The organism is Flavobacterium araucananum, from assembly GCF_002222055.1.
Taxonomy (GTDB): Bacteria; Bacteroidota; Bacteroidia; order Flavobacteriales; family Flavobacteriaceae; genus Flavobacterium; species Flavobacterium araucananum.
Window position 1 is genome coordinate 42736 of record NZ_MUGS01000034.1, and the last position, 12721, is coordinate 55456.

The 12721-nt window shown below is 35.8% G+C and carries 9 protein-coding genes and 1 riboswitch; of the genes, 6 read left to right on the forward strand and 3 right to left on the reverse strand.

Features of this window, described 5'->3' with window-relative positions; all coding sequences use genetic code 11:
- Window positions 1–87 precede the first annotated feature (87 nt).
- From B0A64_RS15870 to B0A64_RS15880, 3 genes are all read right to left on the reverse strand, one after another.
- Window positions 88–348 carry a hypothetical protein gene (locus tag B0A64_RS15870; RefSeq protein ID WP_089480483.1) on the reverse strand — a complete coding sequence of 87 codons (261 nt, stop codon included), beginning with the start codon at window positions 346–348 and terminating at the stop codon, window positions 88–90.
- A 371-nt stretch (window positions 349–719) separates the two neighbouring features.
- Window positions 720–1109 (reverse strand): RidA family protein, encoded by a 390-nt coding sequence (locus B0A64_RS15875; RefSeq protein WP_089480545.1) that lies wholly within the window; start codon window positions 1107–1109, stop codon window positions 720–722.
- 174 nt (window positions 1110–1283) lie between these two features.
- Window positions 1284–1847, reverse strand: coding sequence for a Crp/Fnr family transcriptional regulator (locus B0A64_RS15880; RefSeq protein WP_089480484.1), 564 nt, complete (start codon window positions 1845–1847; stop codon window positions 1284–1286).
- 340 nt (window positions 1848–2187) lie between these two features.
- Here B0A64_RS15880 and B0A64_RS15885 point away from each other — a divergent pair, with 340 nt between their 5' ends.
- The 6 genes from B0A64_RS15885 (at window position 2188) to mgtA (ending at window position 12439) form a co-directional block, all read left to right on the forward strand.
- Window positions 2188–2436, forward strand: coding sequence for a hypothetical protein (locus B0A64_RS15885; protein ID WP_089480485.1), 249 nt, complete (start codon window positions 2188–2190; stop codon window positions 2434–2436).
- A gap of 139 nt (window positions 2437–2575) precedes the next feature.
- Window positions 2576–2784, forward strand: a riboswitch (cobalamin riboswitch).
- Window positions 2785–2898: 114 nt separating this feature from the next.
- The gene (locus B0A64_RS15890; protein ID WP_089480486.1) at window positions 2899–4947 is read left to right on the forward strand and encodes a TonB-dependent receptor; all 2049 of its coding nucleotides are present in this window, start codon (window positions 2899–2901) and stop codon (window positions 4945–4947) included.
- On the forward strand, window positions 4944–6089 hold the full coding sequence (locus tag B0A64_RS15895) for a YncE family protein (protein ID WP_089480487.1): 1146 nt from the start codon (window positions 4944–4946) through the stop codon (window positions 6087–6089). The genes B0A64_RS15890 and B0A64_RS15895 overlap by 4 nt, the downstream gene beginning before the upstream one ends.
- An 89-nt stretch (window positions 6090–6178) precedes the next feature.
- On the forward strand, window positions 6179–7390 hold the full coding sequence (locus tag B0A64_RS15900; protein WP_089480488.1) for a cell surface protein: 1212 nt from the start codon (window positions 6179–6181) through the stop codon (window positions 7388–7390).
- Between the two features lie 25 nt (window positions 7391–7415).
- Window positions 7416–9695, forward strand: coding sequence for a DUF5074 domain-containing protein (locus B0A64_RS15905; RefSeq protein WP_089480546.1), 2280 nt, complete (start codon window positions 7416–7418; stop codon window positions 9693–9695).
- A 191-nt stretch (window positions 9696–9886) separates the two neighbouring features.
- The gene (mgtA, locus tag B0A64_RS15910; RefSeq protein WP_089480489.1) at window positions 9887–12439 is read left to right on the forward strand and encodes a magnesium-translocating P-type ATPase; all 2553 of its coding nucleotides are present in this window, start codon (window positions 9887–9889) and stop codon (window positions 12437–12439) included.
- Window positions 12440–12721 lie beyond the last annotated feature (282 nt).

Below are 12721 nucleotides of genomic sequence, written 5' to 3' on the forward strand. Positions count from 1 at the left end.
TAGTAATTAGAACAGAAGTTTTAGTGCAGCAGTAAAAATCCGACTTTGTACAAAAATGGGATTTTTAATTTTTAGAAGCAGTGTTATTTAATGAGAATTGTCTGTGAGAAGAGAATTTTCTATAATACTTTTTACACTTTGAATAAAAGTTTCAGTATTGTTGATTTCGTCTTTAAGATAAATGTCGTAATTCGTGAGCTTAAACTGTTCGAGCATATCTTTTTTTAGAAACTTTATCATGGATTCGATACTTCGGGTATCATTTTCATTTTGCCTTTTCAACTCTCGTTGTTTGCTTTCCAGATACGCTAAAGTCTTTTTTAATCTTTGTACATTTATTTTGTCCACACTTAATCTTCTTAGAATTAATAAAATAACGATAATCAGGAATAAGATAAAATTCAATATTTTTCCAAAAACGTAATAGTGAATTGAATTTATCTCATTACGAGACTATCGTTTCTGTTAATTACGTTTTATTTGACTTTTTAGATTGAAATATAATGCAAAAAAAATGTAAATGCCCTCAATAATATCAAATGTATAGTTGTAACACCTTGAAATACTTGGTTTTATAAGTAAAGTAATACGATAATTATTTTCAATTATTTTTTATCACTTCAGTAAAAACAACCTTATAATTGCCTAAAACAAAAAAAGCTGTGCTTTCCTGATTAAGAAAACACAGCTTTTTTTAAGAATGCTTTTTATAGAATAGATTACCTGACCACAGTTGCTTCCAGTTCTACCTTTAGTGTTTCGAATAAACTTTTTACCTCCAGTAAAGTAGTTGCTTGTTGCATGCCGTGTTTAGCGATCCAATCCTGAATAATCGAAAAGTTTGGCCACAGTTCAGCCGTATTAGTCGTGTAGATGTTTAACCTTACGATGCCTTTGCACTCATATCCGGCACTGGTAATCACCAATTCCAGATTTTTTAAGGCAAGCTTTATTTGCGATGCCATATCCTCATTGCTTGATATTCCGTTAGCACTTATGGCAGTTTGCCCTGAAACATAAAGTGTTCCTTCCGGATTTTTTACTTCTACAGCTTGTACATAACTGCGTTGATCCTGCCATTCCCATGGATTAATGATTGTTTTTTCCATTTGTTTCCCTTTTTTAGTTTGTGCCAGTACAGGCATCATCGTTAATAATAGTAATGCTAAAAGGTTTGCTGTTTTTTTCACGATTACAGTTTAAAATTTATACTGCAAAATTGTAAATAATAGCGGGAATCAGGTCTTGACATTTCTCACGAATGTCAAGTGCGAAATGTCACATTAAGAGGATAATCTGCTCAGGGTTTCGCGCGAAACACCCAAATAAGAGGCGATAAGGCTTTTAGGGACACGCTGAAAAAGTGATGGATATTGTTTTAAGAGTTGCTCGTATCGTTCTTTTGAGTTAGACGTTTGCCAGGATATAATACGACGTTGTGATCCCAGAAAACCAAAAGTGGCTTTTTCGAGAAAAAAACGCTCCATTTTTTGCAAACCGTCCCGTAGTTTTTTATAATCATCATAGGAACAACAAAGTACCTCTGTATCTTCAAGACATTCTAATGACATTGTGGCTTCGGTTTGGGTATAAAAAGCATAATAATCACTTTCCCACCAATCTTCCATCGCAAAGGATACAATGTGTTCCTTTTCTTTAGTATCTGTATGCACTAATTTTAAAAGTCCCGAAACAACAAAATACGAATATTTTACAGGATCACCTTTTTGAATTATAAACTGGTGCTTTTTGAATTTTTTGATACTAAAATGACTGTACACAAAAGCAAACTCCTCCTCTGTAAGGGCTATTATTTTTTCGATATGTTCTCTTAGATTTGCTTGCATAACAGAGACCAAAGTTATTCAAATTTTGATAACCTAATTATTTTTGTTTTACCTGTTAGAAGATACCAATACAAAGATTTTAATAGGATAAAAACGCTGCACACACCTTACAGATACTTTGTAAACCCAGACAGAGATACTGTTTTGTAAGATTTATAGTTAGTCATTTTTTTTTAATAATCCCATTAAGATTTTGTAAAATTAATAACAATTTATCAAACGATTGTTTATTACTGTGTTGATAAATAATGATTTATAGGAGAAATTTATGAATATTCTTATTTAATTAATATTTATATTTGATAATAGATCTAAGTCTAATAATTTAAAAATATTTACCATGGAAAAAGCTATAAAACTAAAAGTCCGCAAGGAGTTAGATAGTCAACAACAGTTGAATATTATAAAATTAAAGGGCAGTTTAATCTCAAAAGGATATACAGAAATTATACATATTCTGGATCAGGATGATGAATTTCATATTAATTCTTTTGCAACCCCTTCAGAAACTACAAATGAAGTTCAGGAATTTATAAAAGCGTTTATCTGCAAAGAAAATCTGGCAGACACCATATCAATTTTCAGATAATATTTTTAATTGGATATTGCGCCCTGCAATTCGATTCGATGAGTTTTTAACTCATTGGTCTGATAGTCTCGTTATTTCTTAAATTATTGTGATAAATGTAATTTTACGCAGTAATACTTGTTTTTATAAAGATAGTTCTATCTTTACGGCAGATTTTGGTCTATTTTTTTAAAAATTTCACAAAAAAAATAGTTAAAAGGGAATCAGGTGCAAATCCTGAACAGACCCGCTACTGTAAGTTCTATATAAGTCTTTAAACGGTACTAATGCCACTGTTTGCCACCGCGAATGGGAAGGTTGTTTAAAGATGGAACAAGTCAGGAGACCTGCCACAATCACATAGTTTAAGACTTTCGAGGAATAAAGTTGAACAACAAGAACTGACCTGTTATGGTATAACAGGCCTATGTCTTATTGCTATTTGATTATTACATCCCCGAGGTTTATTTAATTAAATCAGTGATGTATAATACAAAAAAATTACTCTTATTTATTTTTATATTGTTTGCCCCATTATTACTGCATTCGCAAGTATCTAATGATAGTTTGCGCATTCTGAAAGAAGTAATACTAAAAGCAAAACCATATCAGGAAGTAATACCCGTACAAACCCTTTCGGGAAAATTACTGGAAAATTTAGCCAGCCATAACGTTGCAGATGCCCTGAGGTATTTTGCCGGTACACAAATAAAAGATTATGGAGGTCTTGGCGGTCTTAAAACCGTCGATGTACGTAATATGGGTACCCATCATGTAGGTGTTTTTTATGATGGAATACAGTTAGGAAACGCACAAAACGGGGTGACCGATTTAGGCAAATACTCCTTAGACGATATGGAGTCCCTGACGATGTACAATGGTCAGAAAAGCGAAATATTTCAGTCGGCAAAAGACTTTGCAGCAGCTTCAACCATTTATTTAAGAACAAAACGTCCTGTTTTTGTTGGCGGTAAAAAAACGAATTTATTGGTTCGTTACAAAACCATGTCTATCAACTATAATAATCCGTCTTTTCGATGGGAACAAAAATTGGGCGATAAAGTTAGTATGAGCGTAAGTTCAGAATATATAAAATCTAACGGTCAATATAAATTCAGATACAAAAGAAACAATCTCGATGGCACGGTAGCCTATGATACAACTGCTACCAGAATGAACAGTGATATAGAAGCTTTTAGATTTGAATCCGGTCTTTACGGAAAAATAAACAATGGCTCCTGGGATGCCAAAGTTTATTATTATGATTCAGATCGGGGTGCACCCGGAGCCATTGTAGAGAATAAATTTTCTGACGGTTACAGGCAATACGACAAGAATTTTTTTACGCAGGCATCTTTAGTCAAAGATTTTACCAAAAGATATAAGTTTCAGGCAAGAGCAAAATATGCTTATGATTATACCCATTATGTAGCCAGAGATACCACCAATATATTAGGCGAAATCGTAACCGAAGGAGCACAGTCTGATGATAGTTATTACCAGCAGGAATACTACTTATCAGCAGTAAATATGTACAGTATATTACCTGCATGGGATATTTCGTTATCTACAGATTTTCAATACAATCGTCTTAACGCAACCAGAAAAGGCATCCAGACTCAATTTTCATTTCCGCAACGTTATACCGCATTGTTTTCTCTTGCAAGTACCTACAGACTTGGAGGTTTTAAAGTTTTGGGTAGTGTTGTGGGGACTCATGTACAGGAAGAAGTGCGATATAATGCAAAACCACCTGATAAAACAGAATTTACACCTGCATTATTTTTAGGTTATACACCCTTTAAAGATTATGATTTTAATCTGAGGGCATTTGCAAAACGAATTTTCAGGATGCCTACTTTCAATGATTTGTACTATACTATGGTTGGCTCAAGTACCTTAAGGCCTGAATACATGAACCAATATGATGTTGGGTTTACCTATAATTTGCCGGTAGAAAAAGGATTTTTCGACAAATTTTCGATTCAGGTCGATGGCTATTACACCAATACCAAAGACAAAATAGTAGCAGCGCCAACAGGCAATTTGTTCCGTTGGATGATGACCAACATTGGGCAGGTACGAGGCAAAGGAGTTGAATCTGTTGTAAGCATGGAAACCCATATTGGCAAAGTCGATCTGGCTGCTAATCTTACCTATACCTATTCTGAAAGTAGAGATTATACAAAATTTGCAGGTCTCGAACTGTCTTCTTATGGAGACCAGATACCTTATACACCCTGGAGTAGTGGCTCAGGAATATTAAATGCCAATTATAAATCCTGGAATTTTAACTACAGTTTTATCTATGTAGGCAAACGCTACAACGGTAATGTCAACAACATAAAAATTAACGAAGTGCAGCCTTGGTATACACATGATCTGGCGGTACAGAAATCTTTTGCAATTCATCATTACCAATTAAAAGGAGCAATAGAACTAAACAATGTCCTCAATCAAAATTATGAGGTAATATACAATTATCCAATGCCGGGACGTACAATGAAATTTATAATAAGTATTGCGCTATGAAAAAAACAACCACAAAAATAATCCTTGGTTTATTTATAGCCCTTGCTTTTGTTTCCTGCCGGGAAGAAGAAACCATTTTTCCGTCTACAGACCAAGGCGTTGCCGCACCAAGAAGCGATGGTAAAATCGAAGGTTTTTACCTGCTTAACGAGGGCAATATGGGCATGAACAGAGCGAGTATAGACATTTTTAATTACAGAACCGGAAACTATACAACCGATATTTATTCTGAACGAAACCCTACAGTTGTAAAAGAACTGGGAGATGTAGGCAACGATATAAAAATTTATGGCAACAAAGTTTATGCCGTAATCAATTGCTCGAATAAAGTCGAAGTGATCGAAAAATGGACTGCAAAGCGCATCAAAAAAATAGACATTCCCAATTGTCGTTATATGGCTTTTTACAAAAACAAAGCCTATGTAAGCTCTTATTCCGGTCCTGTCGCTATAAACCCAAATGCAGAGATTGGTTTTGTGGCAGAGATTGATACTGCCTCATTAGAAATAAAAAGAAAAGTAACGGTAGGATATCAGCCCGAACAAATGGTGGTTCATAATGGCAAATTGTATGTCGCAAATTCCGGAGGTTACAGAGTCCCTAATTACGATCGGACCCTATCTGTAGTGGATTTGGAGAGTTTTACCGAAACAAAAAAAATAGACGTAGGCATAAACCTCAATAGCATGCAAATAGACAGCCGGGGAGATATTTATGTAAGTTCCCGCGGAGATTATTACAACATACCTTCGAATCTTTATGTAATTGACTCCAAAACAGACGAGAAGAAACTACAACTCGATATTCCGGTTTCAGGAATGTGTCTCGTAGACGATTTATTGTATTTCTATAGTGTTTCGTGGAGCTACCTGACCAATAGCAATAAAGTAACCTATGGAATATTGGATACAAAAACCAAAAAAGTAATCAGCGACAAACTCATTACAGATGGAACGGATAAGAAAATTATGATTCCGTACGGACTTCAGGTAAATCCCGAAACAAAAGAAATTTACATCACCGATGCTCAAAACTATGTTGTAACAGGTTATATCTATTGTTTTACACCCGAAGGAAAACTAAAATGGAAAACTACAGCAGGAAATATTCCGGCCCATATTGCTTTTATAACCAAAAATTAAAATCTCAAAAATCAAAAAACATGAAAAAAACTTTACGCTTTATTCCGATTTCTAAAGGCAGTTGTATTTAATATTAAAATTTTATGAAGATGAAAAAAAAGCCTTTCAAAATTTTAAAAATCACTTTGTTTACCGTTTTTCTACTCGGCTTTATTGCCTGTGGAACAGATAAAGAAGAAGATTTAGGCATCGAAGAACCTTTGGTTGTACTTAAAGACAGCTACACGATCGACCGTTTTAAGGTGTTAAATATTAATCCTGATCTGGGTACCAATTCAAAATTAACATGGAGCGTCAATGATTCTGTAATTTCAGAAAATGCACAACTTGATTTTATCAGTCCGTATCTAAAAAACTATTCCTTGAGATTAAGAGTAGAAGGCAACGGAGTTATAAAAACATACACCAGCTTTATTAATGTCATAAAAGAGGCGGGAACTTATAGCAAATATATCTCGAATGTATTTGATTTTCGTCCGGCAATGGGGCAGTTTACAAATGAAATCCCTCAATACCTACCCGGAAATACAGACGCCAACCTTATAAGTGCAGCAAAAAAAGCACTCGTTGGGTCTAACACCACCATGGTCTCATTGGGCGGTTTTGGCGGTTATGTCGTATTTGGTTTTGACCATACGATACCCAATATGAACGGCAGGGATTTTAAGGTTTTAGGAAACGCCTTTTGGGGAAGCGAAGCCACGGCAGAGCGTTCAGGATCTTGCGAACCCGGAATTATTGTAGTGGCTTACGACAAAAATAAAAACGGAAAACCCGATGAAGACGAATGGTACGAAATTGCAGGAAGCGAGTATTTTATAAACACAACACTAAAAAATTACAGTGTTACGTATTTTAAACCCGATAGCAATAAACCCGCCGTTGCAGGACAGGAATACTGGCAAACTGATATAGAATATAGCAAATGGCAGGATAATCTGGGCAATTCAGGATATAAAACAAAAAATGCATTTCACGACCAGAGTTATTACCCACTCTGGATTACTGAGGCATCTTACAGCTTAAAAGGCACTAGAATCAAAGACAATTTTTACGATCAAAGCGGTACCGGAAGCTATTGGGTAGGCAAATCATTTGATTTTGGATATGCAGATAATGCACCCAACAATGATGAGGGATCTAATATTGATATCTCCTGGGCTGTAGATAAAAACGGAAATTATGTAAAACTTCCCGGGATAGATTTCATAAAAATATACACCGGAATCAATCAGGAAGCCGGTTGGTTAGGAGAAGTTTCTACAGAAGTAGCAGGAGCTTATGACTTATACCTTAAATAATAAAACCTTTAAAATTAAATATACTATGAAAAAAAATTACCTTTTAATACTACTATTATTTTTTGCGTTTCTGACCAATGCGCAGGTTACTACTGTTCAGGGAGTGCCCAGAAATGATCTTAAACTAAAAAACACAGCAAAAAGCCAGCTTAAAAAAAGTGCTGCAAATACAGCGACTTTCGCCGATATTAAGTATTGGGTAGGCACAGGTGCTAATCAGGCAGCATTTGTTTTGCAATGGAACGACGGCAAAAATTCTGATGCCTTAATGTGGGGTTTTAGATGGGATGGTGACGCAACAGGCGAGGATATGATGAAAGCAATATTAAAAGCAGATCACCGTCTTTTCTCTCTATTGTATCAGGGAACACAATTTGGTTCTGCCGTAGGAGGATTAGGTTTTGACCTGAACGGCGTAAATAGTAACGGACTTTATAAAGATGCAAATGTAACGTATCCTTATTATCCCCTCAATGGGATTATAAATACCAGTGCTTACGATTTTGATCAATACACCGCTATAGATGCAGCTGATCACTGGCAATCAGGGTGGACAGTAAATGGTTATTGGGCTTATAATGTAAAAAATCCTACTGATGAAGATTTTGGCTATTCCAGTTTGGGAGTAAGCAGCCGTGTTTTAGAAAATGGTTCATGGGATCTTTGGAGTTACAGTCCGTCATTTGTTTTGGTTCCTGCTCTGGAAACATTTACTGCGGTAACACCTTATGTTGTTGCAACAGATTTTACCAATGGTTTTTTTATGGTAAACGAAGAATGGTTTGGACATACCAACGGGTCTGTAAATTTTGTGAACAATGATGGCAGTATCAATTACCGCACTTATAGTACTGCAAACGACAACAAAGCTTTTGGAGCTACGACACAATACGGAACTATCTACGGAGATAAATTTTATTTTATTTCGAAACAGGCAAAAGATGGAGGAGATACTAAATATACTGCCGGTGGAAGATTAGTAGTTGCCAATGCACAAAACATGCAAAGAATTGCCGGATTTGATAACATAGGCGGCGGAGACGGACGCTCTTTTCTGGGAGTGAACGAAAATACAGGATATATTGGGGAGTCGAACGGAATTTATGTCTTTGATATCGCCAACATGCAGGTAGGAACTCTAATACCCGACACAGGTGGGACAGGACAAATAGGAAACATGATTCGTACCTCTCAAAATGTATTTGCTGTCAAACAGAGCAAAGGAGTTTTGGTAATCGATCCAAATACCAATACCGTAATTAAAACAATTGCAGGATCCTTTAACTCAATAGTTCAGGCAAAAGACGGAAGTATCTGGGCAATTCAGGATCAGAAATTATTAAATATAGAGGCAACAACTTTTGCAACAACAGTATATACAATTCCTACCACTAAATATATAGCAGACTGGGGAGCCTGGAATGCAGGAAGTTTTACGTACAGTACCAAACAGAATGCTTTGTTCTGGATCAACTCTGTTAATAGTTTTACATCTGGAACAAAAGTGGTAAAGTTTGATGTGGCTACAAAAACATTTAATGAAAACTTTGCAACAATTCCGGGACAAACAGGTACTTATAAGCAAATTGCTTATGGGGCAGCATTGCGTATTGATCCCGTTTCAGATAATTTGATTCTAAACACAACCGAAAGCGGATACGGAGCACATTACCAAAAAAACTGGATTCATACTTTTGATGCAACAGGAGCTTTAACCAATACCAGAACTTTAGACGATTATTACTGGTTTCCTGCCGTAACAGTTTTTCCGGATAACAATGCCCCTGTAGTAAGTACTACTTTACCATCGCAGGTTTCTTTAAATAGTGCTACCGTAATTGATTTAAAAACAGTTGTTTCAGATGCAGATAATTTGTCGGCAGCAATAATAAAAACGATAAAATCAAACAGTGATGCCAATGTTGTTACAGCAGTAATAAATGCCAACGAAGAGTTAGTCCTAACGCCCAAAGCTACCGGAAATGCCACTGTAGTATTACGTTTTAATTCTAATGGTAAAATAGTCGAACAATCTATTGTTGTAGATGCAACAACCACTACTTTAGGAACAGGTGGCTTTACAAAACTAAAATTAGCGATTTATCCTAATCCGGTTTCCGAAATTCTAAACATTCAAACAGAAGATGAAGTGTTGAGCGTAACTGTTTATGATATTTTAGGAAAATCAATCAATACCAGCGTTAATAACAATCAAATTAACGTAAGCGATTTTATAAAAGGCATGTACATTATCAATGTAACAACAGATAAAGCCAATTATGTACAGAAATTCATCAAGAAGTAATCCCGTATCAAATTCTGAAAATTTTAAAAATACCCCCTTTACTGTCTTAGTAAAGGGGGTATTTGTTTAGAAAAGTTTGAAGAACTTAATACGCTAAAAATTAAGCAGAAAACCATCATAAAAAAAAATAGTAATAAAAAATAATAGTAAGTTATTGATTATCTTTATGGTTAACATTCAATAGCTAACTTATGGAAAGTAATTCTGACGTTGATACTAGTTTTTGGAATTTAAGCACACAAGATGCTTACAATAAGTTAAAAGCCAGTCCGCAAGGGCTCGATGATGCAGAGGTAGCCCGAAGGTTAAAGCAATACGGACCAAATACCTTAAAGAATAATGCCAATACCTCGATGTTTATCCTGTTTATTTCGCAGTTTAAAAGTCCCATAACTATTTTGCTTATCGTTGCTGCAATTTTATCAGCAGGACTAGGAGACATTTCAGACACTGTGATCATTCTTTGTATCATAATTTTAAGTAGTTTTTTGGGATTCTGGCAGGAAAAAGGCGCTGCAAATGCCGTAAAAGAATTACTAAAAATGGTTCGCTTAAAGTGTCGTGTCGTCAGAAGCGGAACTTCAAAAGAAATAGCAGTCGAAGAAGTAGTTCCCGGAGATATTGTAACATTGTCTGCCGGAGATATTATTCCGGGCGATTGCCTTATTATCGATTCAAAAGAACTATTTGTCGATGAAGCCGCATTTACCGGAGAAACCTTTCCTGTAGAAAAAAGCAGTGGCGAACCACTTCCCGCAAATACGGTACTTTCTAAAAGAAGCAACACCCTGTTTATGGGGGCAAGTGTTATAAGCGGAAAAGCAACAGCACTTGTAATGGCAACCGGAAAACAAACTGAATTTGGGAAAATATCAACCAATCTGCAGTCAAAAGCACCCGAAACAGATTTTGAACTCGGCATACGAAAGTTTGGATATTTACTCATGGAAGTGACGCTGGTTCTCGTAATTATTATTTTTGGCGTAAACGTATTTCTGCATAAACCCATATTAGATTCCTTCTTGTTTTCTCTCGCGCTTGCAGTAGGCTTAACGCCACAGTTGCTTCCCGCGATTATAAGCGTCAATCTTTCGACAGGAGCAAAAAGAATGGCAAAACTACAAGTTATCGTCAAACGACTTTCGTCTATAGAAAATATCGGAAGCATGAATATTCTTTGTTCGGATAAAACAGGAACCATAACCGCAGGAAAAGTAAACCTGAAAGATACCCTGGATATCAACGGAAACCATAATGACAAAGTACTGGAATATGCCTGGCTAAATGCCTCTTTGCAACAAGGATTCCGAAACCCTATCGACGAAGCAATCTGTCTGGCATACAAAGAAACCGCACCTATTTTTACCGTACAATCAGAGATACCGTATGATTTTATCAGAAAACGTCTGACCATCGTGGTCAAAAGCAAAAGCGAAACTTTTGCCATTACCAAAGGAGCTTTAAATTCGATCTTATCAATATGCAGTCAAGCCGAAGTTGCCGAAGGAAAACTTACCAATATAGCCGATTCTAAAGCATCGATTCAGGCGCAATATGAAAAACTAAGCGAAGCAGGGTTCAGAACATTAGGAGTTGCTTATAAACCCGTAAAAGATACCGCAGTTTTTGGTCGTGACGACGAAAGCGATATGATCTTTTTAGGATTTATAACCTTGTTTGATCCTCCAAAACCAAATGTAGAAGCTATAATTGCCAAACTGAATACATTAGGCGTAAAACTTAAAATTATTACCGGCGATAATGCATTAGTAGCAAAAAGCCTCGCTTTGCAGGTAGGGATAAAAGATCCTAAAATAGTGACTGGTGCCGAGTTGCAAAAAATGACCAAAGCCGCACTAATGCATCAGGCAATACATACCGATATCTTTGCAGAAGTAGAGCCCAACCAAAAAGAACGTATTATTGCGATATTAAAAAGCGGAGGAAATGTAGTAGGTTTCATGGGTGACGGGATCAATGATGCTCCCGCATTGCATACCGCAGATGTGGGGATATCTGTAGATACTGCCGTAGATGTTGCCAAAGAAGCCGCAGATATTGTATTGTTAAGTCAGGATCTGGATGTTTTGACAAATGGTATAATCGAAGGACGAAAAACATTTACCAACACCATGAAATATATTTTTATGGCAACAAGCGCCAATTTTGGTAATATGTTCAGTATGGCAGGCGCTTCGTTATTTCTTCCTTTTTTGCCGTTATTGCCCAAACAAATTTTATTGACCAATCTTTTGACGGATTTTCCAGAAATGGCAATTGCAACAGATCGTGTCGATGATCTCAACATACAAACACCGCAACGCTGGGATATTTCGTTTATCAGGAAATTTATGGTTGTTTTTGGTTTATTAAGTTCCGTATTCGATTTTTTGATGTTTGGCGTTTTGCTGTTTATTTTTCATGCCAAAGAAAAAGAATTTCAAACCGCATGGTTTATCGAATCCGTAATTTCGGCTACCTTAATAGTGCTCGTAGTGCGAACCAGATTACCGTTTTTTAAGAGTTTGCCCGGTAAATATTTGTCTATTGCCACCGCAATAATTGTACTCTTTGTGCTCGTATTGCCTTTTACACCATTTGCAGGTTGGTTTGACTTTGTAAAATTGCCCTTTATGCTTTATGTATGGATGTTTTTATTAATAGCAACCTATATCGTTTCTGCCGAAATTGTAAAACATAAGTTTTATAAAGTAATGCTCAAAAAACATCGAAAATACCGCTAACCATACATCTTATCCTAACAGGTTTATAAAACCTGTTAGGATAATAAAAAAGCAATCCGTTTTTTATACTTTTTTTATCTTTTTTTTATGATTAAAATGAGAATCACATCGGTAAAAGTGTTAAAATAATCGCTATATTTGATGTAGTTATTCGTTTTATCTACCATTATTATGAATAGCATATCAAATCCCCCCTTTTTGATCAAATCCACAATACGCACAAAGCAAATTTTATTATCTAAGACTCAGGTTACAATTTATTTTTTTTAATTTAAATTAAAT

Bases quoted from the DNA above. Each gene is read 5' to 3' on its own strand.
- mgtA (WP_089480489.1), top strand. From the start codon at position 9,887: ATGGAAAGTAATTCTGACGTTGATACTAGTTTTTGGAATTTAAGCACA.
- B0A64_RS15875 (WP_089480545.1), bottom strand. From the start codon at position 1,109: ATGGAAAAAACAATCATTAATCCATGGGAATGGCAGGATCAACGCAGT.
- B0A64_RS15885 (WP_089480485.1), top strand. From the start codon at position 2,188: ATGGAAAAAGCTATAAAACTAAAAGTCCGCAAGGAGTTAGATAGTCAA.
- B0A64_RS15880 (WP_089480484.1), bottom strand. From the start codon at position 1,847: ATGCAAGCAAATCTAAGAGAACATATCGAAAAAATAATAGCCCTTACA.
- B0A64_RS15905 (WP_089480546.1), top strand. From the start codon at position 7,416: ATGAAAAAAAATTACCTTTTAATACTACTATTATTTTTTGCGTTTCTG.
- B0A64_RS15890 (WP_089480486.1), top strand. From the start codon at position 2,899: ATGTATAATACAAAAAAATTACTCTTATTTATTTTTATATTGTTTGCC.
- B0A64_RS15900 (WP_089480488.1), top strand. From the start codon at position 6,179: ATGAAAAAAAAGCCTTTCAAAATTTTAAAAATCACTTTGTTTACCGTT.
- B0A64_RS15895 (WP_089480487.1), top strand. From the start codon at position 4,944: ATGAAAAAAACAACCACAAAAATAATCCTTGGTTTATTTATAGCCCTT.